We start from the raw sequence: 21,953 nt of genomic DNA, 5'->3' as shown, positions 1-21,953 counted from the left end.
GTTAACATATCTGACCACTTAGTACCAGTTTTACGACAATTAGTATCCAAACTTGCACCATGAAGCAATGCCGTTTATGGTATCCATATGGTCACTAAACAACCACTTACAGTCACTGAAGCGCTGAATGAGATCATCCTAGTTGAGCTACGTCGCCACGGAATCTCACATACAAACATGGCAAGAACCCTCGGTATCGGACGCGACACTTTCGCTCGACGCCTTGACGGTCCACACGGGTTTACTGGGGCAGAACTCGAGAGAATCGCGAGCAGCCTCGGTACTACTCCTTCGCGGCTGCTATCTCTAGCCGAAATACGCTCGTTAGCAAGCCAGGCGGTGTCGGCATGACCGTTTCAGCCCCACCTCTCCCTAAGCTCCTCACCGTCAACGACCTCGCACAAATCTTTGACGTGTCGCGAGCCACCATCTACCGGTGGCGTTCTGAAGGGAAGCCACTGCCCCGGGCGATCCAGATCGGGAGTTGCCCACGGTGGCACCCCGACGAAGTAGCACGATTCGTCGCAGAACAAGAAGGAACCGGAGACCTCTAATGGCTGCCGCTGAGCTGTTCGTTCACGCGTCCCTACTCACGATCGGCGTTTTCGTCGTTGCTGCCATCACAGACGTGGTGGTGAAAAGAATACGGTCCCAACCTCTTGCCAGGTCAGGACCGCGAAATAGAAAGGTAAACCAATCCATGACCAAGAATACCAGTGCTTGCGGGCACACTCCCCTGCAACACGTCACCCTCAAACTCACCAGCATGGCCCGCCAAGCCCAACAAGACTCCGAGAACCCGAAGCTAACTCTGGCCACACCAGAAGAGGCCCGCCTCACTGCAACCATTTTGAACAACATTGTGGAAACAATCCTCGTTCCCGCCCTCATCGATGAAGCCGCCCTCGAACTCGGCATCGACCTAGCTGCCATCCTCGATACACAAATCGGAGAGCACGTTGATGCCGGCATGGAACAGATGGCTGCATTCCTGAAAAGCGAGGCCCTTTGATGCCTGTGAGTGCTGCGCTCATTGAGGATGCCTGCGACGGCGACCTCGCACTCTCTCCCCTCGGCCAGCACATGCGCCGAAACCTGAAAACCAAAGACCTACAAGAAGAAAGGCCCTCGAAATGACCGCCACCGAAATCAGCGTGGAAGACCAGCAGGCATACGCACAAATGGCCGCAAGGCTCTCAGACCTGGACGCCCAAATCGAACAACTCAAAGAGCAACGCGACCAGGTCGCCGAACTCCTCCTGGGCTGCCTACCCGAGGGTGCGAAGAAGGTTGAGGCTGGGGATTACACGATCAGTGTGCGCGCCGGGGCTAGGCGTTTGAATACCCGCAAGATTGAAGAGCAGTTCCCGGCTGCCCAGTACCCCACCATGTACCAGCAGAAAGCCGTGCTCATCACTGAGGAAGTGAAACGCCAAGTCTCCGAAGCGTTCCTCGAGGCCAATGGCTTGTTCATTGTTGGACGCCCGTCTGTGAGCGTGAAATAGCCATGGCACGCATTACCGACAACCTCGTCATCCAAAGGGTCGGTGACGACAAACTCGTCATAATCGATGACGAAACCAAAAACGAAACCGTCATCCCCATCGCCGCTGGCGTGCGGCTCACTGCCATGGCCGCGTACCTCACGAACCCGGAGTACCCACTGGTGGCACTCCTCAACGCGGAAGAACACCTGCACGAGGCGGGTGCCGTATGACCACCACTATTACCGCCGAAGAAATACCCGGGACGATCGACGGGATCCGCATGGCATCCCAGGCCCTCTACACGCCAGGGCTTGGGGAAAAAGAGCTGGCACGCGACATAGAAAGCGTCCTCACCTACCAGATTCTCAACCAGCCACGGAGCCAGCAGAAGATCATTGGCCCATCCGAAATCGGCACTGATTGCGAACACTGCTTGGCGGCGAAGCTTGCCGGGTGGGAACAGTCAGAAAAGGGTATCGCGTGGGCGCCAACCATCGGCACAGCAGTCCACGCGCTCTTCGAAGAGTTCTTCCATAGGAACCAGCTGCGCATCATCGGCCAAAACCCTGACCAGCCCGTGTCGATGGAAGCTCACCGGTACTGGTGGGAACAAAAGACCATGGTCGGGAAAATCGGAGACCAGGAAATCTGGGGCAGTACGGACCTGATCGATCTGACCGTCGGCGCGACCGTCGACTGGAAACTAGTCGGCAAAAGCGTTCTAGACAACTACCGGCGTAAAGGCCCAACACCACAGTACCGGGTGCAGGCCCACCTGTACGCGAAAGGGTGGAACGACGCGGGCGTGAAAGTCGACCACGTCAGCATCGCATTCTTACCCCGCACCACCATCAAGTTCAGTGACAGGTACTGGTGGAGCGAACCATACAACGAACAGATAGCGGTAGACGCTCTCGCGAAGGCGAACCAGATCCACACGAACCTCAAGGCGTTGGAGGCAATCAGCGTGGAGGTGCGGGACAACTGGATCAGCAGCCTCCCACGCGCTGACCACTGTCGGGACTGCGAAAGATTCCAGCAGGACTGGACGCCAAACGCGAAACCACAAGTAACCAACGGGGTCGACATGACCCTACCCACCAAATAACAACAAAAGGAAGGCCCTCAACAATGAGTTCACTAGACGACCTACTCTCCACCGGAGCTAAATCCGCGTTCACCCGCGACACCCCGGTCGGCACTCAAGTGCGCGGCACCATCATCAGCGCCACACAACGCCAGAAAACCGACTATGTCACCAAACAACCCAAGTTCTGGGACGACGGATCACCACAAATGCAGGTAATCGTCAGTATCCAAACTGATCAGCGCAGTGACGCTGACGATGACGGGGTGCGCAGCATTTACATCAAAGCATGGGGCAAAGACAAGATCGCCCTTTCAGACGCGATCCGGGATGCCGGATTCACTAAAGCCACTGAGGCACTCGCACCCGGCAATATTTTCGCTGCCGCGTTCATCGGCGAAGAACCCTCAGGCAAGGGAAACCCCATGAAGGTCTACGCCTACCAAATCCAGCGTGGCGCAAACGTGCCAGCCTTGGACGCAAACCCGTTCGGGGCCCAGCAGCCTGTGCAACAGTCAGTGCCGGCAAATCCCTGGGCTACCGCGCCAGCTGCGGATGCGAACCCATTCGGAGCACCACAACCCACGGCGCCTACGCAGTCTGTGCCGGCACCGTTCTCAGCGCCTCAACCAGTCCAACCGGCCCCCACCCCACAGCCGCAATACCAGCCAAGTGTGCAAACACCAGTAGGCCCAGTGAACCCAACTACCGGGGAAGTCCTCACACCGCCAGCTGCACCCGCAGCGCCAGCTGCACCGGTGGAGAACCCGGCGGTGGCCCTGATCCGGCAAGGAGCGGATGACGCGACCATCCAGGCGCAGACGGGGCTCACCCCTGACGTGATTGCGATCATGCGTCAACAACTCGCCAGCTAGCCAAGCGGGCAGCCCGACTAGCAGACACCCCAGGTGCGAGTCCCGGGGCGGGCACCAACACGAAGAAAACAACCAACACAACTGAAAGGAAACAATGGTGAAAGTACTTGCCACAAAAATCACCAGCCACACAAACACACCCCTAGGCGCCTACTGCACACGGTGTGGCATCAAAACCAGTCAAACCTACCGGGGTCGCTGCCGTGACTGCCGAGCAGTCGAATGCCCCAACGGCCACCTACTCACCCCAGAAAACTCCACCCCACGAGAAAACCGGGCACCAGAATGCCTAGCGTGCAAAACACGGCGACACACCATCAAACACTCGTACACGCTCACCCCCACCACCATGCACACAAGAATCCGTGAGGCACGCCAAAAACTCGCAGCCGAAGCCACAACACTCGGCCAGGTTGACGGCCATCCCGTCCTCGACATACACCACAATGCGTCACGCGCCTACGGCACCATCACCATACTCAACACGCCAGAGCAGGCAGCAGCATGACAATCACCGTTTACACGAAAGACCGGTGCGTCCAATGTGACGCCACCAAACGCTGGCTAGCCCAAAACAACATCAACTACACGGAACTGCACGCCCCCGACTGGACCCGCGAACTCAAAAAACTTGGCCACCAAAGCGCCCCTGTCATCACCATCACCACCCCAACCGGGATTATCGAGGACCACTGGAGTGGACACCGCCCCGACCGACTGAAAACACTCAAGAAAGGCGTCCACGCATGAGCACCTACGCCCAGAACACACAGGTCAGCACTGACCGGTCGCTATCCGAAATCAAGAACACACTCATGCGCTACGGGGCCGACCAGTTCGCCGTCATGGAATCCCGGGACAAAGCCTCTGTTGCCTTCACCTGGGAAGAACGACAAGTCCGCTTCGATCTGCCCCTCCCCAGCCGCAACAGCAGGGAGTTCACTCTCACCCCCACCGGGAAAACGCGCACCGCATCGTCTGCTCAGGATGCGTGGGAGAAAGCCTGCCGGCAGAAATGGCGTGCCCTAGCCCTCGTCGTCAAAGCGAAACTTGAAGCCGTCGAATCCGGCATCTCCACATTCGATCGGGAATTCTTCCCCAACATCATCCTCCCCGGCGGCGCATCCGTGTTCGATACCCTCGCACCCGCGGTCACCGACGCTATCCACGGCAACCCCGCCGGACTCCTCCAAATCACCCAAGGAGGCGACCTCTCATGAGGGTCCTTACTGTCCGCCAGCCGCACGCGTGGGCCATCATCGGCATCGTCGACCTCGTCGACGTGCACCCCTCCGGGAACTTCCAGCACCCCTGTGGATGCAACACCAAGTGGAGACTCCGCACCGGCTACCACCTCGTACTCGCCAACCCCCGCGCACTAAAAACACCAATCCCCTACACCGGAGCACTAGGGCTACGCACTATCACCGACCCCAGTGTTCTACGAGAACTGGAGGTCATCGAATGAACGCACCAGTCGTTGACACTTGTACGTCAAAGGAAGGTTTAGGGTACGCCTCCTCCACACTGATCCGCACAGTCGAAACCACGTGGGCCACCATCCAAGCGCACAATCCGGACGTGCCGCCCGTGTTCGTTACCATCGGCGAAGGAGGAAACACTCTCGGGCATTTCTGGGCGAACCGGTGGAAACACCGCACCGACGACCAGAGGGTTCACGAGTTGTTCCTCGGCGGGGAAGGCCTAGAACGTGGTGGCAGCGACACACTCGGCACTCTCCTGCACGAAGCCGCCCACGGCATCGCAAACCACCGGGAAATCAAAGACACCAGCCGCCAAGGCCGCTACCACAACACCCGCTTCAAAGCCCTCGCCGAAGAGATCGGCATCCATGTCGAGCACTCCAAAAGTCTCGGCTGGTCCACCACCACACTCCCCGACCACACCGCCAAGAAGTACGCGCAACAAATCGACGACCTGGATGCGGCAATCACCCACTACCGGCAAGCCTCCCTCCTCTTCCGCCTCGGCAAAGAAACCAAAAAAGTGCCGGCACTCGTGTGCGGGTGCGGCCGGAAGATCCGCGCCTCCAAAAAATCCCAAGATTTCGGGCCAATCATGTGCGGCGTCTGCCGCGAAGAGTTCACAGAGGAAGACCTATGAGCACGCTATTCGACGCGTTCGACCCTACCGACCTACCAGCGGAACTACACCACCTGCTGTCTCCGGAAAACCTTGCCACTGAGATTCCCCGCGAGCAATGGGAAGACTCCGCTGACTACGGTCGCGGCCTACGTGCACTCGTTCCCATCTCGTCGGGCACTGCCACTAACAAGGACTGCCGCCGCCTCCAAGAACTCGAATACGCATGGCTCCACCAACAAGGCGTGCCTGCATGGGAACACACCTGGTTCACCGCGAAAACCGACACCGGTGTGCACGGCCAATGGGCCAACTCCCCCGAAGAGGCCGCCATGGGAATCACCTTCTGGTGGCAAACCACAATCACCAATCTCTACGCGGACCCAGGCAACCGACTTTATGACCACCTCCGCAAACAAGAACGGAAAGAAGCATGAAGATCTATATCGCGGGACCAATGACCGGATACACCGACTACAACCGGCAAGCATTCCACCGGGCAGCAGACGCACTCCGCCACGTCGGCTACGAAGTAGTCAACCCCGCAGACATCAAAGAGCCCTGCGAGAACCCCAAGTGGAAAGACTGGATGCGCGAAGCCATCAAACTCCTAGTTGATTGCGACGGCGTATGCCTCCTGCCAGACTCCGAGCTCTCAAGAGGAGCGAAGGTGGAGAAAGCCCTCGCTCTCGGCCTCCATATGGAAGTTGGCTCCCTCGGCGGCTGGATCACCCACAAGAAATACCCCAGCGACGATGACGCTGAATAACCCGCTCTTCTCCGTCTGCCCCCCACTATCCAAGAAGGACCGTAAGTAAATGAATCCTATTCTCGCCGCCGCCCTGGCCCTCACCAACGCAGGAGTAAGCATTGTGCCCACCCTGCCCGGTGGTGAGAAGAAACCAGCCATGCCCTGGAAGCCATACACCCAGAAACGCCCCACCCTGGAACAGGTAACCCAGTGGTACACGCAGAACCCCCACTGGGGTATTGCAGCCATCAGCGGCCAAGTGTCCGGCAACCTCATCATGGTCGAACTCGAAGGCAGAGCAGCCGGAGAATTCGCAGCACTCAAAGAACTCGCCCACGACTCAGGGATCGGCACACTCTGGGACAAGGCGACTGCTGGCTGGTTCGAAGCATCACCAACAGGTGGTCTCCACTGGTTCGTTCGGAGCACTGAGCCCGTCCCCGGCAACCAAAAGCTAGCTCGCGCAGCCGACAAACTCGTCCTAGCGGAGACCCGCGGCGAAAACGGGTACACCATCGTCGCACCCACCGGCCCCGAACACCACACCCTAAACCGGCCCTGGACGCTGCTCGCTGGCGGCCCCCGAACGATCCCCGTCCTCACCCCCGAAGAACTCACCGACTTCCTCACCCTTTTCCGCACGCTCGACCAAACACCCCCACCACCAGCCGCAACAGGCGGACCAATCTCCCCCTTCCCCGTGACGACTAGTCCAGGTGGCAGGTTGAAACCAGGTGACGACTATGAAAACAAAGTGGGCTGGGCGGAAATACTCACCCCACACGGGTGGGTTGTTGCGTTCCAACGAGGCCAAACCATCTACTGGCGGCGCCCCGGCAAAAACACCGGCATGAGCGCAACCACCGGCAACGCCACCGACCGCGACAGATTGTACGTATTCACCACCAGCACTGAGTTCGAAGCCGAAACCCCATACACGAAGTTCGGCGCCTACGCACTCCTCAACCACGCCGGTGATCATGCTGCAGCCGCCAAACAACTAGCCTCAGAAGGCTACGGCGAGAGCCTCGCGGACGTGGTTATTGACCTCCCAAAAGCACCTACAACCCAGCCCACAGACGCTGGGAATGGAGTTGACGGTCAGCTCGCTACGGTCATCGACATCGACGACCACCCCCGCGTCAAACACTCCGGGCAGCTCCACGAAGCAGCCAACGGCAAATACCTAGTTGACGCCTACGGAGACCGCATCCGCTACATCACAGACCGCGACCGCTGGCTCCACTGGAACGGCCACACCTGGGAAACCACAGGACGCGGCGCCGCACCAATAAAACAGTTAGCCGTCACCGCACTCGAAGCACTCCCCGCAGTGTCAAAGGAAGAACAGCGCTTCAGGTTGAAATCACTCGGCAGTGCCGGCATCTCCAACACCCTCACCCTCGCCGCGACAGATCCTCGTATCGCCATCCAACAATCCGACCTCGATTCCCATCCCGGTGAGCTCAACACCCCCGGCGGAATCGTAGATTTACACACCGGCAGACTACTCCGCTCCGACCCAACCAAACTCCACACCCGCTCCACCCTGATCACACCCGACTGGCAAATGCCAACACCCCGCTGGAACACATTCCTAGCCGAAACCTTCACAGGTCACCAAGGCCTCGACACCTACGTGCAACAACTAGCCGGATACGCGGCCACCGGATACGTGCGCACCCAAATACTCCCCTTCCTCTACGGAGCAGGAGCCAACGGCAAAAGCGTCCTCGCCGACGTCCTCATGCGACTACTCCACGACTACGCAGAACCCGCACCCGCCAACTTTTTGATGATGACCCAAACCCAACACCCCACCGAAATCGCCCGCCTCCAAGGAGCACGCATGGTCGTCGCCAGCGAGGTCCCCGAAGGCGGCAAATTCGACGAAGTCAAAGTCAAACAACTCACCGGCGGAGACACCCTCACCGCCCGCTACATGCACGGAGACTTCTTCACCTTCCAACCCACCCACAAACTCTGGCTCCTCGGCAACCACCAACCCAAAGTCAGCGCCGGCGGATACTCCTTCTGGCGACGCCTCCGCCAAATCCCCTTCACCAACATCGTCCCCGAAAACAAAAGAGACCTCGCACTCGCCGACAAACTCATCAACCAAGAAGGCCCAGGCATCCTCGCCTGGATCATCAACGGAGCCGTCAACTACCTCACCCACGGACTCAACGAACCCACCGAAGTCCTAGAAGCCACCAAAGCCTACGAACGCGACGAAGACGCACTACAACGATTCGTCGACGACCGACTCATCATCGGCGGCGGCAACCTCGTCAGAGTAGCCCGCAAAACCATGCGCCACGAATACACCGCCTGGTGCAAACTCGAAGGCGTCACACCCGCAAGCGCAAACGCCTTCACAAGAGAACTCGCACTGCGATTCAACATTGGCACCACAAAATCTAACGGCGCTCATTTCTACACAGGAGTCACCCTCCTAGCAGACGAAGACACCCCCGAAGAAGACCCCCGACCCGGCAGTTTCGGAGACCTTGGCGGAGGTGTCTTCTGATGAGTTATCCACAGGTAAAAAGTGGCCCTGAAAAGTGGCCCTCGCCCTCAAATACTAAGGGCCACTTAGTGCGTGTTAGTGCCAGTTCGATTTCGAAAAGTGGCACTGAGAAAAGCCAATGGTCCACTAGCAAAAGTGGCCAACAGTGCCGCTTAGTGCCACTTTCTGACACCTACAACACAAGCATATTCACACTAGTGGACCACACGAAAAAAGCATCCCAATTGCTCCACGCCCGGGTAGTTAACAAGAAAAGTGGCACTTTGTGGCACTGCCACCCAAGTTATCCACAGGCAGAAAGGCCCTCGAAAATGATCAACATTCCACTCCGCAACAAGCTCCTCCGCGACAGCCACAAGACCTCCACGGAAGCCACCAGCTACCTCCAGGACCACCCCAAGATTCCCTGCAAGCCACCAACAGCAACCCAGCCCGGAAACATCACTGTTATCCGCGAAAGAGACGCCCAGCTCGCAGCCAACGCGTCAACCTCAATCTTCATGCTCATCACCGAACACGACGATGGAACCACCCGCAGGCAACCATTCTTGGACTGGTCCGCCGCAAAAGCCGCCCAGAAACGCGCACACGAACGAGGCCACGCCACAAGCATCCTCATCGCCCAACTCAATTACTGGGCAGAAGTGGACCTCACATGAGCACCCCCACACTCTTCACCCTGAAATCCACACCCAAAAAACCCAAAAAGAAACAACCAATCCGCATAGGCCGCAAACCCCAACCACGCACCTGCCCCACCTGCCACCAAACAATCCTCACCGCACTCACCGACGGCGGACTCTCAGAACAAACCACCGACCCCTGGACCCTCACACTCCCCGCAATCCAAGCAGCCCACCAACTAGGCATCACCATCTACAGGGCCCCAGTCAACCAACACGGACAACCCCAAGAACTCTGGTGGACCCACCCCAACGACCCACTAGACGACTACCCAAAATACGCGTGGCTACCAGCCCACCAATGCGGCAAACCACAACTCCCCGGACAACCAATCCCCATCTACCCACCAAACCAACCAGAGAAGGAAACCAACGGCCCACCACCCTACTAACCACCCGAACAAGGGGTCGTGTGCGCGAACGTGCGCGGCCAATACCAAACACACGAGAGAAAAGAGAAAACAATGACGACGACTAACCGTGAACGAATGATCGAAGCTATCCGCTCTGTCGAACTCAACGAGACGAGGGACATCACTGGTCCCATCACGATCGGCTACAGCGAGGCGGAAGCTATCGTCACGGCGATCCATAATCTGTTGGACGAACCCGAAGATAAACGGCCTCATGTTGATTTCGACCTGGCCGCCGAGATCGACGACGTCCATATCGAGACCACCGTGTCTGTGCGCTACCCGAGGAACCATGGGGCCGATGCTGCGCGGATCATCTTTGAGGCCTTTCAGAATGATCAGACGTTCGTACAGCTACTCATGATGTTGGCGGAGCGTGGCGATGCTTCAGCGGTTGGATTACTGCTCACCGCTGGGAACGACGCTGGCGAGGACGGTGACGACCGGTGAGCTCGCCAACTGTCATTTTGAGTGGCCTGGTCCCGCTTAACCTGTTCATCGCCATTTCGAAGCTTATCGGTGAGCAGTATCCGGATGCGCAGATGCGTAACGGAGTGGGCGGCACATACGAGTTCATTTTGACCCCAGAAAAGGAGGCCAACTAAATGGCTAGGAATCGTAAGAGCGCGAAGGCTGCCGGCAGCAGCTTCGAACGCCTAGTCGCCGACTATCTCGCAGCCCATGTTGATGACCGTATCGACCGCAGAGTGAAAACCGGCAGCAAGGACCGTGGGGACATTAGTGGTTTGCGGCATATGGGTGGCCGCGTGGTTGTTGAGTGTAAGAACACCAGCAAGATCAGCCTCGGAACCTGGGCTACTGAGGCGGAAATCGAACGCGGCAACGACGACGCCCTCGCCGGCATCGTCGCCCACAAACGCCACGGCAAAGGACGGCCAGAGGATCAGTGGATCACCATGACACTGGGCGACCTCGTGGCCCTACTCACCGGGTCACGAGGGCATTTGGAGGAATCAAATGATGAATAGCGCGATGATGCTGGCGGCGCTCCCAATGACGGCACTCAACGCGGTCAACGAAACTCGAAATAGTGTCTTGCCTACAGCGCGCGCATTATTGCGAGCAAGCTTCCCTATTACTTCAAGCTCTCCGAAAGTGACACCCCTGTCGCCCAGGCTCTTGTCCCGGGGCGCCTGCAAAATGGCACGCGTTTCTCGGTATGAGTCAACTCCAGATACTACTGCGACATACCCCGCCATAAGTGCCGAAACCACGTACATCACAACTACTAGAACCAAGAGAAGGGTCCTTTCATGAAGGAAGAAAACGAATCCACCAGCATTTGGCTAACGCCCCAAGAGTGCGCTGACCACATGAAGGTCTCACTGCGCACTCTCCAGGATTGGCGTAGCCGGAAAGTCGGTCCACCGTTCCACAAAGTCGGGAAAACAGTTCGATACCACATTGAGGAGGTTGACGAATGGCTACTCAAATCTTAGAAAAAGGGTGGCCTTGGCTGTACACTAACTTTCAAGGCCACCCGGGTTCGAAGACGTATCAAACGGCTAGCTGGTTACTTTCCGTGTTTGACAGTCGTGTTCGGGTTGGCCTTTCCGTGCTTTGTTGTCACGTATCGGCCAGTTTTTGCGCTGCGATAATGATCCTTCTGTGGGGACCCTTTTCCTTTGGCCATCTTGTTTTCACCTCCTTCCGTTTTTGTGACTCATGCGAGCCATTAAGCAAATTAGCGCAGAACGCAACATGTTGTGGTGCGAATCGCCTAAACGCACTAGATGTAGTGTTCAAAGGCTTACACCCATGTGATTTGCCGGGACTTAAGACCTATTCTTCTTGTTCTATTCCCAAGGAAGCATCGAAATGAAACACCGACTACTAGCCCTACTCGCCACCTGTCTGCTTCTCACAGGCTGCACCACCACAACTGAAATGCCGGAGCCCGCAAGCGCCCCACAAAGCACCAGCACACCAGACATGAGCGTGCCCTCGTGGAAAGTTGGTGACGGGTGGGTGAGCCGCTACATTCTTGCCCAGCGCGACGGTCGCCCGTTGGAGTGTGTTGTGTACACGCAAGGCGGAATCACCTGCAACTGGAATCCACAAAACCGCTAATAATCGCCACATATAAGCAAAAACACGAAGCCCCCAATCCGAAGATCAGGGGCTTGTGACAACCAGACACTGTCACCATAGCCTGCCTGGAGGACACAATGACCACCAACACCCCAATGCCCCGCGACACCGCCATCCAAAAACTCGACCAACTCGCACGGTGGAAACAAGAAATCCCTGACGCCCACGCCAACCTCATCGGCCTCCACTCCACCTGGCAGGTGGGTGGGCTACACGGCACTCTCGCCGAAGACGTGCGCATGCCCCACGGCCTCGACGCAGTATTCGACGACGTCGACAGCCTGGGAGCTCCCGGTATTCGTACTGAGACGGGAGCAAACGAAATCCTCGAATCTTTAGCCATCATGGTTGCTGGATACCTCCAAGTCGACGTGGAAGGCTGGCCCGCCCACTGGCTACACGAAACCCTCTGGCTCTACCCCGAGAGTTTCTGGCACGCCTGGGAAGACTGGGAAACCTTCACGCAGGAGCTATCACAAGCCCACGGCACCGTCGCAAGACTCTGCGGCCGATCCTCTGTGACCGTGCGACTCTGCCCCCAGTGCGGCGGCAAAGTCAAAGCCCACATGACCCATGACGGACAAGCCACGAAAGGCACCTGCGCCGGGTGCGCCGCGTCGTTTGACCTCACCAAAGAAGACTGGGACGCCGCACTCATCGAACGGCTACGCTCCCCAAAAATCAGTCGTACAGTGTTGGTAACCCACACCCAGCTGAAAACCATCTGGCCACAACTACGCATGGGCACAGTCCGCCTCTGGGTCCACCGCGGCCAAGTCAGTAAAGTCGATGACCGGTATGTCCTCGCCGACATAAACGGGCGGGCGGTGGTACTGTAACGCTTGAGGGCATTTAGTGCGCCCATTTTCATCATTCAATGAGGAAGCCGATGACGAAAGAGTTTATTCGCAATAGTTGTCTTCGAGACACCTTGAACGACAGTTCTCTCAGTGTCGAACTTCTAAAGGGCTACTATCGTCCAATCAAGGACGGCGGCCATTTCGAGGGAGGCTACTTCGACACCTTCCCGCCAGGCAAAGCAAACGACCCCCACCGGTTCACAGTCGAAGACCTACTCGCATGCTCACTTCTGAGTGCTGACATCAAGGCCAATGGCATCGTCGAAATACTTATAGACAACCCCGATAGATACACGAATCTGCTCACAGAAATCGACGTGTCAAAGCGATTTATCAACATCCCGGCGAAGGCATGGAGCAGTAAGAAATATCCGGGACGTGACCTCTACCTCGCCCTTGCTAGTGCTTTCAAGTCTGGTGGAATCAAAAACCTTGGGGAAACACGTGCAACCAAACTAATGGCTAGAAAACGACCAGAGCTATTCCCCATCACAGACTCTGTTGTACGCGGGATGACAGTGGGTCCGAAAAAGAAATACTGGACACCTTTCAGTGAATGGCTCAATACGGACAACAACTACAGCAAACTCGAAAGCATTCGAGCAGAAGCAGGCCTAGAAGATCGCATCTCTGTCATTCGGGTTTTCGACGTAATCGCGTGGCTGATTGGATCGAAGAAGTACAAACGAATACTGAGTTAGAATCGTTGGTATGAAACGCATTGGCGCATCCCTCACAGCAATACTGCTAGCACTCACACTCACCGCATGTGACGACACTGACTCGAGCACAACACAATCAGCTGAAGTTATTCAATCTGAACCGCAAGCCTCCGATCAAGTAGGCCAGCTACTCACAATCGCAGAGGCTAACCTTGAGCTCGAAGGATACGAAGTTGAAACCGTAACCGATAGCGGAAAAAGCATCTTCAAAAAGGGCAACTGGACCGTCATCGAACAAAAACAGAACGACAACCAAGTCCTTCTCACCGTCACGAAAAATGAAGATAAAGAAGAAGGAACCGAGACCCCTGCAGCCCCCACTGAACAAGCTCCCACCCCGGAACCCGCTGTGGATGAGGAACGATCAGCTGCACTCACTCAAGCCACTAAAGACGCTTTTGGCGGACAAGAATTCACAGAAATACTAGTAAGCGACCCGACACTATGGGCCGGATACATCAACGGAATCCGCGTTGAAGGAGACTTGGCCTATTACACGCTTCAAATCTCAGCGGACGACCTAGACCGAGAAGAATTTGGTCAGCAAGCAGCACGAGCTTTGTCGACACTCCTCCCAGCATCGGCTGTAGAAGGCATCGACTGGATCATTGTGGAAGACGGCGCTGGAACAGTCATCGCTCAAGAACAGCCCAACCCAATCATGTGACCCCTCTTCGTGTGGAGGTGCAAGGTTGGCTCGCGCCTCTGCACGAAGATACAAACAACTCAAAGAAGAGTTCGACCAGCAAAGCAAACAATCAAACGCTAGAGGCGGTCCTGCGCGGACAAAAGACCTTCACTGTTATCAGCCATACCTGAAAACCTATTCAGGAGGATGACAACGTGAGTGTGAAACGGACTAGCAGTCGCAACGGACGCGGCCACCGCGCATACCGAAGACAACAAGCAGCACTCAAAGCAAGGGTCAAACGACTCAACCTCCCCTGCTACTGGTGCGGGCAACCCATCGACACCGCCCTCCCCGCAACAGAGCGCATGAGTTTCACCGCAGACCACCCTGACGCGCTCGCCAACGGCGGCAGACTCGCCGGACAACAACTACAACCAATGCACCGCTCCTGCAACAGCCGCAAAGGCAACCGTGAAGACATCGACCTCGAAGGATGGGCGGCCAGCTAATGATCACCACGACACTAGTCCAACACCGAGAACAAGCACTCCACCAATGGGCCACAAACCAAACAAAAACGAACCGCCGACGCCTCGCCTGGTGGGACACATTCCTTGACATCTGGACCCTCAACGGACGACGCCGCTAACCCCCACCCCCTAAAAATCCAGGGACCCACCTGCTGCCAACCTCCCGCGCGGCTCGAGGCATTTTTCTCCCCGCAGTTTTCTCCGTGTGCTCCATTTGTGCGAGGAGGTGCTCGGCATGCCTCGTAAACCCTCCCCATGTGGGACGGAAGCCGCTTATAAACGCCACTTGCGACACAAGGAAGAGCCCTGTGACGCGTGCCGTGAGGCTCACCGCAATTTGCAGCGATCGAAGCGCGCAAACAAGAAACCACCTATTGCTAATGTCGTTCCACTGCCTGCTCCGCAAAAAGGAGTTTCGCGACTGGACGCGTTGGAGTTTCAGCGCGATTTGTTGACTGAGTCGATGAGGGTAGCTGCTGTGGCTGAGCCAAAGTCGGTTGCTGGGATTTCGCGTGAATTGCGGGCTGTGTGGGCGGAGATTGAAGAGCTTAATCGCGGTGAGGATGGCGCCGGGGGTGCTGACAGTTTAGAGATCCTTGCGGGAGGTCTAAGTGTCGTTCCTATTGGTACAGCCTAGAGTTCAGTCGCTGCCTGCGAATGTGGGGACGGCATTCACGCCAGAGATGAACTCCTGGCTCGTGTCCATCGGTGTGGTTCTAGATCCTTGGCAGCGGCGTGATCTTGCCGCGTGGATGGCAGTTGATGCGTCAGGTAACTGGGCTGCAACCGAGGTTGGTGAGCTGGTAGCCCGCCAGAACGGTAAAGGCGAGATTCTTCTTGCCTACGATCTTCTGCATTTGTTCGTCATTCGCCGCAAAGATAGTCGACCAAAGACGGTCGTCCATACGTCGCATGAAGTTAAGACCAACACTGAGGCGCTTCAAAAACTGACCTCCACTGTTCGTGCGAACCCGGACTTGATGGCACGAGTTTCGCAGATTTATGAGGGCAATAATGAGCAGGGTATCCGACTGAAGCCGCGTCCGGGTCAGCGTCGTGGTGATCGGATCAAGTTCATTGCTCGATCGAAGAACTCTGGGCGTGGCTTCACAGCAGACGTGATCATTTATGACGAAGCGCAGGAGCTGTCGCAAGCGTCATATCGGGCATTGACGTTCACTGCGACGACAGTGAAGAACCGTCAGGAAGTATTCACTGGGACGGTTCCCGAAGAAGGTGTGAATGATGCTGAGGTGTTTGAGGGCCTTCGGGACCGCGGTCGGGACGGAAGTAGGAAGAATAAGCGGACCTGTTGGGTGGAATACTCCCCGGTTGGATCGGATGATCCGAAGCTCGCGAAGAAAATCGATCTGACAGATGAGAAGAATTGGGAAGCAGCGAACCCAGCTATTGATGTGCGGGTGTACCGCGAGACTACCTCTGAAGAACTGAATCGGGACACCTCGCCCGACAAGGAAGGGTTTGCTCGGGAGCGGCTGTCTATCTGGCCGAACCGGCCTGCCGCAGAAGCGGTGAAGCGGTCCGAGCTAGACCTGACGGTGTGGGACCGTAGCGTTTCCGACGACGCCGGTGTCACTGGTGATGGTGTGGTCCTGGCGTTGGCTCTGGGGAAAGCTGGGGCGTTCGGCACAATCGCTAAAGCTGTCCGCGTGGACTCTGAGCAGGTGGCCGTCGAGCACCATAGAACCGACAAAGGTACTCGCTGGGTTGCCGAAGAGTTGAAGTCTCTCAAGGCCGAGTATAGGAACGCCCTAGTTGTGCTGGATGCGAAGAACGCTGCTGCGGTCATCTCCTCACTGGAAACAGCGAAGGTGAAGTTCTTATCCATGAACTTGGATGAGATTGCCGCTGCGCAAGCCCTGTTTGTGGAACATGTCAACGCTGGCTTGGTGCCGCACCGCCCACAGGCTGAGGTGCGTAAATCGTTAGAGTTTGCGACCACTCGAAACATTGGTCGGGCTGGTGTGACGTGGGAACAGTCCGATCCGAAGATCCCGGTGTCGATCGCTCAGGCGGTTACCTGGGCGTTTTGGGGAGTACTCAAGTCTGAAGCTTCCCCGAAGAAAGAACTGCCGCCACCGCCTGCACCTAGAACTCTCCCTGGGGACGTTGTGCCCTCTGACATTGATCTGCGCATTGTGCGCTTCTAGAAAGGAGGACTCACGTGAAAGAAATCGGCTATCAGGCTGACGGAGGACTCCTGGGCTGGGGACGATTGACGGCGGAAACTCACGAGATGAATCCGGACCTCCAATGGCCGCAGTCGATTGACGTGTTTGACCGGATGCGCCGCGAGGACACGCAGGTGAAGTCAGTACTCCGCGCTGTGAAGCTTCCGATCATGCGAACAGAATGGGTCGTTGATGGTGCCGGTTGCCGTCCAGAAGTAACCAAGTATGTTGCGGATAATCTGGGTCTGCCGGTCAAGGGTGAGCCTTTCGAAGCTCCTTTGCGGTTGAAGGGTAGGTTCTCTTTCAAAGAGTTTCTGCGCCTTGCTTTGCTGGAGCTCGATTTTGGGCACAGTTTCTTTGAGCAGGTGTATGACCAGTCGGATGGATCGACGCGGCTGGCGAAACTGGCTTGGCGTCCCCCACGTACCATCGCAGATGTTGAGGTTGCCCCAGATGGTGGCCTGGTTGCGATAAAACAGCGTGGGATCAGCGGCGGGTCTGTTGTGACGATCCCTGTTGATCGTCTGGTCGCTTTCGTGAATGAACGTGAGGGTGCGAACTGGCTGGGGGAGTCGATTCTGCGGTCCGCCTACAAAATGTGGCTGCTGAAGGACAGGTTGCTGCGAGTTCAGGCGCTCACCGCCGAACGTAATGGTCTTGGTATTCCTACATTCACGTCCGCTCCCCCGCCGGAAGGTTCCACGTACGAGGAAGCTGAAGAGTGGATGAAGCGAGAGATCGACCGGGGCTTAGAGATTGCGAAGGCAGCTCGCGCCGGGGAATCGGCGGGAGTGTCTCTGGCCGCTGATTCAAAGTTCGCTCTTACTGGCGTGACGGGACGTTTGCCGGATACGGATAAGCCGATCCGGTATTACGACGAGCAGATCGCGGGAGCGGTCCTCGCTAACTTCCTCAGCCTGGGTGGAGACAACGCCACCGGAAGCTATGCGCTGGGTGCGACGTTCGTGAACTTCTTTACCGACTCGTTGAATGCGACTGCGCAGCACATCGCCGAGGTGGTCCAGTCCCACGTTGTCGAGGACCTTGTGGATTTGAACTGGGGGTCATCTGAGCCCTCTCCTCGTGTCGTCCCGGCTGTGATCGGTGAGACGCAGACACTGACCGCTGAGGCAGTGCGGGCACTCATTGACTGCGGGGCGCTGACCACAGACCCAGCTCTCGAGGAGTATTTGCGCGCGAAGTATGGAATGCCAGTCAAAGGCGCCGCGGATGCTCCAGACGACGACCCGTCCAGTTCGGACCTTCCAACCGATGCGGAACTGGCGCGCAACGCCGCCGAGGTGGCCCAGAAGGTGTACCTCGCGACAGACAAGAAACCACTCACTCAGGCGGTAGCGCGCGAGATCATTCGTCGCACTGGAGCAGACATTACGGGCAGTGGCCCCGAGGAGGCAACATGACGAAGACAAAGACGCGAGGGCCACGCGACTGGTTCCGTATCGAGGCAAAAGCAGACGGTGAGTCGTCAGCGGACGTGTACATCTACGACGAGATTGGCGAGTCCTGGTGGGGTGGAGGCATCGGCCCCAAAGCCCTGGTAGATGAGATCAGCGCTCTCGACGTGGACACCCTCACTGTACACATCAACTCGCCTGGCGGGTCCGCGTGGGATGGCGTAACTATCATGAACGCGCTGCGCTCCCACCGGGCACACGTCGATGTGATCGTTGACGGGCTGGCGGCCTCCGCCGCGTCGGTGATCGCCATGTCCGGCGACACGATAACCATGAACCGCGGCTCCCAGATGATGATCCATGACGCGTCCGGCGGCGCCTACGGGAACGCGGAGTTCCTAGAAGAGACCGCAGCGATCCTCCACAAACTGTCTAACTCCTACGCGGACATTTACGCTGCCCGCGCCGGAGGAACCCGCGAACAGTGGCGGGCGATCATGCAAGCCGAAACCTGGTACACGGCCGAAGAAGCAGTCGACGCTGGTCTTGCCGATAAGTGGGACGGCACTGAAGAAGACGACTTGGAAGCCACTTCTGCTTTTGACCTGTCCCGGTTCCGTTTCAAGGGGCGCGCACACGCACCCACCCCAGTTTTCGCCGCGACTACCGCGGTGGAGAAGAATCCCGCCTCAACCGAGTCGGGTAAACCCAACACGAAGGAGGTCACTATGAGTGACGCTTTCCTGGCTGGCGTTCGTGAGCGGCTCGGTCTGACCGATGCCGAAGCATCCGAGGAAGCAGTGATGACTGCTCTCGAAGAAGCTCTCACCGCTCCAGCCCCAACCAAGGTACTCCCGGAGGGCGCGATCGTCGTTGACGAGACGGCATACGCACAGCTCCAGGATGACGCCGCCGCAGGTCGCAAGGCAATGGACACAATCGACGCTCAGCGTCGTGACAGCATCATTGCTGACGCGCTCAAGTCGGGCCGGATCACCGCCGAGTCAAAAGATAAGTGGCGCGCCCAGCTCGACAACGACGAAGAGGGCATCACTGCGATTATCGCGTCCATGCCAAAAAACACGGTTCCCGTGGAGGAGATCGGACATTCCGACTCCCTCACAAGTGCCGATGACGCGCTGTACGCCAAGTACAGCGGTGAGGAGGCATAATCATGGCGGACTACATTCCAAAATTCATGCCCGGAGCCGCAGTGACTTTCACTGCATCCACAGCCATCACTGGGGGGCGGCTCGTCGCTGCCACGGGTGACCGCACCGTAGGACCCGCGGGTGAAGATTCTGTTGGCGTCGTCGGCGTCGCCGCACGTGATGCAAAGGCCGGGGAACAGGTAACCGTATACATCGGTCGCCAAATCCACCGGCTCCCCACAGCCGAAGCAATCACCGCAGGCACGACCGTCTCATCTGCAGTAGGCGGGAAAGTCGCTGCTACCGGAACCAACAAGCTGGGCCTCGCACTCACGTCCGCAGCTGAGGCTGACGACGTGGTCGAGGTCATGATCTAGAAAGGGGCCGAAGGAATGGGTTACGCATATCCTGCGCGCCACAAAGAAGGCTCGCTGACAACCAGCGAGCTGCATCTGCTACTCAAGTCTCCAACACTGATCGCAAGGCGCCTGGCCGACCTGACCAAGGAAAAGTTCCTCGCGGACTATCTCCTGTCAGGCCGCTATGATGCCACCGGCGGCGGGGTTTTCTACGAAACCGGCACCGACGATCTCTACACGGGTGAGGCCCCTGAGGCAATCGAACCCGGCGGGGAGTACCCGCTGATCGCTCTTGATGAGGGCCTGCCGTCCGCAGCGCGCACCGTCAAGTGGGGTCAGGGCACGATCATCACCGATGAGAAGATCACGCGTGAAGGCCGCCAGTACGTGGAGAAAGCTCTGAAGCGCATCGCGAATCAGATCGTTCGCACCGTCGACCAGACCACATGGGGTGTTATCGCGTCGCGTGTTACGTCCACTTCTGCCGCTCCGGGCGGGTGGGAGAAGGCAGGTAAGGCTGTTGAGCACATTTTGAAGATTCAGAACGAACGTGCCGAATTGGCGACCGGCCTGGAACTGGATGTCGTGGCTCTGCCGGGTGCGCAGTTCGCGAAGTTCATTGGGCTCCTTGTTGATGATGGGGCGCTCCCCCGTGAGCAGGCAAACGTGGTCCTCACAGGCAGCCTGCCGGTCAATGCGCTCGGTCTGACCTGGGCAACCTCGGGTCACATCATGGGCACAGACCCGTGGTTGTTCGATATCGATCAGCTCGGCGGAATGGCTGATGAGAAAATCCTCTCCCCCGAGTTTGCCCCTGCGGGCAACACCGGTGTGGAAGCGTCCACTGACCGTGCCACCACGGGAGACAAAGACGGTTACCTGCTGCGTGGCCGCCGCGTCACTGTCCCGGTCGTTACTGAGCCGATGGCGGGCGTGAAGCTCACCGGGACGGGTCTGTGATGAGTGAGGTCGTGGCCGGAGAAGGTTTTTACCGGGTTGTCGGCGGGTGCGCGGTAGTGCGCCTGATCGACGGTTCTGAGAGATACGTATACAAGCCTGCCGGGTTTGATGCTTCTACCGTTGACGCGGCAAGCATCGAGCATCTGGTGGGTGCAGGCCTCATCGAAAAGGTTGAAGTGAAAACTGAGCCCGGAGATGAGGGCAGCATCCCCGAGGGTGAGCCTTCGGAGGAATGGACCGGTAAGCAGTTGGACGCCTACGCCGCATCGAAGAATATCGATGTGAGTAAGGCGAAGAGTAAGGCGGAGAAGGTCGCCGCGATCATGGCAGCTCAAGGGGAATAAGAAGAGAGGGGGCGGTGAAATGATCACCCATGAAAGCGTCGGTCCCGACGAAGACCTTGCACGTGAAGTGCTCATAGTGGCTCGTGACATCGCCCCCTGCATCTCCTCGTTTGCCGACGACAGTGAGGAACAAAAAGACGCGGTCGCTATTCTCAAGCGCGTCTACAAGACGCTCGCCACTCGCGGCTCGCAGTTGGTGAAATCGCAACGGATCGGTAGTGCGTCTGTCGAGTATGCGGATGTTGAATCCGCATTCGATGGTCAACCCCGGCGGGCCCTGCGAGCTCTCTGTGCAGCAAGTGGAGGGAGCCGTGCCGGGCATTCGGTTGGTTCTTTCCCCCAAACGCGCCCCATATCTAGGGTTTGGCCTGAAGGAGACTACTAGTGGAATTTCCCTTTGGTACAAGCGTGTATCGTCTACGGGCAGAAGCCAAAGTTGACCCCTACGATCCAGACTCAACTATCCCTGCGGACTGGGACCACCCGGACGTCTTGGAAATCCCGAACGCTTTCATCGCCCAGTCATCTACATCCATGACAAAGGCTGAGAGCCGGGAGCAGGCACTCGAAGCAAAGTCCCTGTTCTGTGATGGGGCCTTTGATATTCGCAAAGGCGACCGGATACGCAACGGTCCTCCAGGGGCACCTACCTACACGATTGATGGGATTCCCCCAGCAGCAGATACGAACCCGTTTACGGGGTGGTCTCCGCCAAGAGAAATACCACTAAACCGATACGTGGGGTGAC

At 57.5% G+C, this 21,953-nt stretch carries 38 protein-coding genes; 37 read left to right on the top strand and 1 reads right to left on the bottom strand.

The window, feature by feature from the left end; all coding sequences use genetic code 11:
• Positions 1-87 precede the first annotated feature (87 nt).
• The 21 genes from FYJ24_RS09595 (at position 88) to FYJ24_RS09500 (ending at position 10,918) form a co-directional block, all read left to right on the top strand.
• Positions 88-351, top strand: a complete 264-nt coding sequence (locus tag FYJ24_RS09595; protein ID WP_154545866.1) for a helix-turn-helix domain-containing protein — start codon at positions 88-90, stop codon at positions 349-351.
• The gene (locus FYJ24_RS09590) at positions 348-554 is read left to right on the top strand and encodes a helix-turn-helix transcriptional regulator (RefSeq protein ID WP_154545864.1); all 207 of its coding nucleotides are present in this window, start codon (positions 348-350) and stop codon (positions 552-554) included. The genes FYJ24_RS09595 and FYJ24_RS09590 overlap by 4 nt, the downstream gene beginning before the upstream one ends.
• Positions 554-1,012, top strand: a complete 459-nt coding sequence (locus FYJ24_RS09585; protein ID WP_154545862.1) for a hypothetical protein — start codon at positions 554-556, stop codon at positions 1,010-1,012. Before FYJ24_RS09590 ends, FYJ24_RS09585 begins: the two co-directional genes overlap by 1 nt.
• Positions 1,012-1,137, top strand: a complete 126-nt coding sequence (locus FYJ24_RS13200) for a hypothetical protein (RefSeq protein ID WP_263970229.1) — start codon at positions 1,012-1,014, stop codon at positions 1,135-1,137. The genes FYJ24_RS09585 and FYJ24_RS13200 overlap by 1 nt, the downstream gene beginning before the upstream one ends.
• Complete coding sequence (locus tag FYJ24_RS09580; protein ID WP_154545860.1) at positions 1,134-1,505, top strand: hypothetical protein; 372 nt, start codon at positions 1,134-1,136, stop codon at positions 1,503-1,505. Before FYJ24_RS13200 ends, FYJ24_RS09580 begins: the two co-directional genes overlap by 4 nt.
• Before the next feature lie 2 nt (positions 1,506-1,507).
• Entirely contained in the window at positions 1,508-1,717 is a 210-nt protein-coding gene (locus FYJ24_RS09575) for a hypothetical protein (RefSeq protein ID WP_154545859.1), read from the top strand.
• Positions 1,714-2,595 carry a hypothetical protein gene (locus tag FYJ24_RS09570; RefSeq protein ID WP_154545857.1) on the top strand — a complete coding sequence of 294 codons (882 nt, stop codon included), beginning with the start codon at positions 1,714-1,716 and terminating at the stop codon, positions 2,593-2,595. Before FYJ24_RS09575 ends, FYJ24_RS09570 begins: the two co-directional genes overlap by 4 nt.
• Positions 2,596-2,618: 23 nt before the next feature.
• Positions 2,619-3,449, top strand: coding sequence for a hypothetical protein (locus FYJ24_RS09565; RefSeq protein ID WP_154545855.1), 831 nt, complete (start codon positions 2,619-2,621; stop codon positions 3,447-3,449).
• A 94-nt stretch (positions 3,450-3,543) separates the two neighbouring features.
• Positions 3,544-3,957 carry a hypothetical protein gene (locus tag FYJ24_RS09560; RefSeq protein ID WP_154545854.1) on the top strand — a complete coding sequence of 138 codons (414 nt, stop codon included), beginning with the start codon at positions 3,544-3,546 and terminating at the stop codon, positions 3,955-3,957.
• Positions 3,954-4,199 carry a glutaredoxin domain-containing protein gene (locus tag FYJ24_RS09555; RefSeq protein WP_154545852.1) on the top strand — a complete coding sequence of 82 codons (246 nt, stop codon included), beginning with the start codon at positions 3,954-3,956 and terminating at the stop codon, positions 4,197-4,199. Before FYJ24_RS09560 ends, FYJ24_RS09555 begins: the two co-directional genes overlap by 4 nt.
• Complete coding sequence (locus FYJ24_RS09550) at positions 4,196-4,669, top strand: hypothetical protein (protein ID WP_154545850.1); 474 nt, start codon at positions 4,196-4,198, stop codon at positions 4,667-4,669. Before FYJ24_RS09555 ends, FYJ24_RS09550 begins: the two co-directional genes overlap by 4 nt.
• A complete protein-coding gene (locus FYJ24_RS09545) occupies positions 4,666-4,917 on the top strand; it encodes a hypothetical protein (protein WP_154545848.1) in 252 nt (83 codons plus the stop codon). The genes FYJ24_RS09550 and FYJ24_RS09545 overlap by 4 nt, the downstream gene beginning before the upstream one ends.
• Positions 4,914-5,573 (top strand): hypothetical protein, encoded by a 660-nt coding sequence (locus FYJ24_RS09540; protein WP_206192628.1) that lies wholly within the window; start codon positions 4,914-4,916, stop codon positions 5,571-5,573. Before FYJ24_RS09545 ends, FYJ24_RS09540 begins: the two co-directional genes overlap by 4 nt.
• Complete coding sequence (locus FYJ24_RS09535; RefSeq protein WP_154545846.1) at positions 5,570-5,989, top strand: hypothetical protein; 420 nt, start codon at positions 5,570-5,572, stop codon at positions 5,987-5,989. Before FYJ24_RS09540 ends, FYJ24_RS09535 begins: the two co-directional genes overlap by 4 nt.
• The gene (locus tag FYJ24_RS09530; protein ID WP_154545844.1) at positions 5,986-6,321 is read left to right on the top strand and encodes a DUF4406 domain-containing protein; all 336 of its coding nucleotides are present in this window, start codon (positions 5,986-5,988) and stop codon (positions 6,319-6,321) included. The genes FYJ24_RS09535 and FYJ24_RS09530 overlap by 4 nt, the downstream gene beginning before the upstream one ends.
• 49 nt (positions 6,322-6,370) lie before the next feature.
• Positions 6,371-8,833 (top strand): phage/plasmid primase, P4 family, encoded by a 2,463-nt coding sequence (locus FYJ24_RS09525; RefSeq protein ID WP_154545842.1) that lies wholly within the window; start codon positions 6,371-6,373, stop codon positions 8,831-8,833.
• A gap of 311 nt (positions 8,834-9,144) precedes the next feature.
• Complete coding sequence (locus FYJ24_RS09520) at positions 9,145-9,492, top strand: hypothetical protein (RefSeq protein ID WP_154545841.1); 348 nt, start codon at positions 9,145-9,147, stop codon at positions 9,490-9,492.
• Entirely contained in the window at positions 9,489-9,908 is a 420-nt protein-coding gene (locus FYJ24_RS09515) for a hypothetical protein (protein ID WP_154545839.1), read from the top strand. The genes FYJ24_RS09520 and FYJ24_RS09515 overlap by 4 nt, the downstream gene beginning before the upstream one ends.
• Positions 9,909-9,980: 72 nt before the next feature.
• A complete protein-coding gene (locus FYJ24_RS09510; RefSeq protein ID WP_154545837.1) occupies positions 9,981-10,379 on the top strand; it encodes a hypothetical protein in 399 nt (132 codons plus the stop codon).
• Positions 10,376-10,534, top strand: a complete 159-nt coding sequence (locus FYJ24_RS09505; protein WP_154545835.1) for a hypothetical protein — start codon at positions 10,376-10,378, stop codon at positions 10,532-10,534. The genes FYJ24_RS09510 and FYJ24_RS09505 overlap by 4 nt, the downstream gene beginning before the upstream one ends.
• Positions 10,535-10,918 carry a hypothetical protein gene (locus tag FYJ24_RS09500; RefSeq protein WP_154545833.1) on the top strand — a complete coding sequence of 128 codons (384 nt, stop codon included), beginning with the start codon at positions 10,535-10,537 and terminating at the stop codon, positions 10,916-10,918.
• On the opposite strand, the gene FYJ24_RS09495 is transcribed toward FYJ24_RS09500, so the two are convergent.
• Entirely contained in the window at positions 10,904-11,188 is a 285-nt protein-coding gene (locus FYJ24_RS09495) for a hypothetical protein (RefSeq protein ID WP_154545831.1), read from the bottom strand. The two genes, FYJ24_RS09500 and FYJ24_RS09495, sit on opposite strands and share 15 nt — an antisense overlap.
• A gap of 15 nt (positions 11,189-11,203) precedes the next feature.
• Between FYJ24_RS09495 and FYJ24_RS09490 the strand changes: the two genes are divergently transcribed.
• The 16 genes from FYJ24_RS09490 (at position 11,204) to FYJ24_RS09415 (ending at position 21,952) form a co-directional block, all read left to right on the top strand.
• Positions 11,204-11,389: a helix-turn-helix domain-containing protein gene (locus tag FYJ24_RS09490; protein WP_154545829.1), complete on the top strand. Its 186-nt coding sequence runs from the start codon at positions 11,204-11,206 to the stop codon at positions 11,387-11,389.
• 379 nt (positions 11,390-11,768) lie between these two features.
• Positions 11,769-12,020, top strand: a complete 252-nt coding sequence (locus FYJ24_RS09485) for a hypothetical protein (protein ID WP_154545827.1) — start codon at positions 11,769-11,771, stop codon at positions 12,018-12,020.
• A 98-nt stretch (positions 12,021-12,118) separates the two neighbouring features.
• Positions 12,119-12,880, top strand: coding sequence for a hypothetical protein (locus FYJ24_RS09480; protein ID WP_154545825.1), 762 nt, complete (start codon positions 12,119-12,121; stop codon positions 12,878-12,880).
• Between the two features lie 50 nt (positions 12,881-12,930).
• Positions 12,931-13,602 carry a DUF6308 family protein gene (locus FYJ24_RS09475; protein ID WP_154545823.1) on the top strand — a complete coding sequence of 224 codons (672 nt, stop codon included), beginning with the start codon at positions 12,931-12,933 and terminating at the stop codon, positions 13,600-13,602.
• A 10-nt stretch (positions 13,603-13,612) separates the two neighbouring features.
• On the top strand, positions 13,613-14,290 hold the full coding sequence (locus tag FYJ24_RS09470) for a hypothetical protein (protein WP_154545821.1): 678 nt from the start codon (positions 13,613-13,615) through the stop codon (positions 14,288-14,290).
• Between the two features lie 176 nt (positions 14,291-14,466).
• Entirely contained in the window at positions 14,467-14,763 is a 297-nt protein-coding gene (locus FYJ24_RS13440) for an HNH endonuclease (RefSeq protein WP_318656630.1), read from the top strand.
• Complete coding sequence (locus tag FYJ24_RS09460) at positions 14,763-14,903, top strand: hypothetical protein (protein ID WP_154545819.1); 141 nt, start codon at positions 14,763-14,765, stop codon at positions 14,901-14,903. Before FYJ24_RS13440 ends, FYJ24_RS09460 begins: the two co-directional genes overlap by 1 nt.
• A 116-nt stretch (positions 14,904-15,019) precedes the next feature.
• Entirely contained in the window at positions 15,020-15,421 is a 402-nt protein-coding gene (locus tag FYJ24_RS09455; protein ID WP_154545817.1) for a hypothetical protein, read from the top strand.
• Positions 15,396-16,955, top strand: coding sequence for a hypothetical protein (locus tag FYJ24_RS09450; RefSeq protein WP_154545815.1), 1,560 nt, complete (start codon positions 15,396-15,398; stop codon positions 16,953-16,955). Before FYJ24_RS09455 ends, FYJ24_RS09450 begins: the two co-directional genes overlap by 26 nt.
• 14 nt (positions 16,956-16,969) lie before the next feature.
• Positions 16,970-18,397 (top strand): phage portal protein family protein, encoded by a 1,428-nt coding sequence (locus FYJ24_RS09445; protein WP_206192627.1) that lies wholly within the window; start codon positions 16,970-16,972, stop codon positions 18,395-18,397.
• A complete protein-coding gene (locus FYJ24_RS09440) occupies positions 18,394-19,563 on the top strand; it encodes a head maturation protease, ClpP-related (protein WP_154545813.1) in 1,170 nt (389 codons plus the stop codon). The genes FYJ24_RS09445 and FYJ24_RS09440 overlap by 4 nt, the downstream gene beginning before the upstream one ends.
• Before the next feature lie 2 nt (positions 19,564-19,565).
• Positions 19,566-19,919: a DUF2190 family protein gene (locus FYJ24_RS09435; protein WP_154545811.1), complete on the top strand. Its 354-nt coding sequence runs from the start codon at positions 19,566-19,568 to the stop codon at positions 19,917-19,919.
• Between the two features lie 15 nt (positions 19,920-19,934).
• Entirely contained in the window at positions 19,935-20,861 is a 927-nt protein-coding gene (locus tag FYJ24_RS09430) for a phage major capsid protein (RefSeq protein ID WP_154545809.1), read from the top strand.
• Positions 20,861-21,205, top strand: a complete 345-nt coding sequence (locus tag FYJ24_RS09425) for a hypothetical protein (protein ID WP_154545807.1) — start codon at positions 20,861-20,863, stop codon at positions 21,203-21,205. The genes FYJ24_RS09430 and FYJ24_RS09425 overlap by 1 nt, the downstream gene beginning before the upstream one ends.
• A 19-nt stretch (positions 21,206-21,224) precedes the next feature.
• Entirely contained in the window at positions 21,225-21,590 is a 366-nt protein-coding gene (locus tag FYJ24_RS09420; protein ID WP_154545805.1) for a hypothetical protein, read from the top strand.
• Positions 21,590-21,952 (top strand): hypothetical protein, encoded by a 363-nt coding sequence (locus FYJ24_RS09415; RefSeq protein WP_154545803.1) that lies wholly within the window; start codon positions 21,590-21,592, stop codon positions 21,950-21,952. Before FYJ24_RS09420 ends, FYJ24_RS09415 begins: the two co-directional genes overlap by 1 nt.
• Position 21,953 lies beyond the last annotated feature (1 nt).

This window comes from Scrofimicrobium canadense, from assembly GCF_009696615.1.
Lineage (GTDB): Bacteria > Actinomycetota > Actinomycetes > Actinomycetales > Actinomycetaceae > Scrofimicrobium > Scrofimicrobium canadense.
The sequence above is the reverse complement of the archived record's forward strand: the minus strand, read 5'-3'. Positions and strand labels throughout refer to the sequence as shown.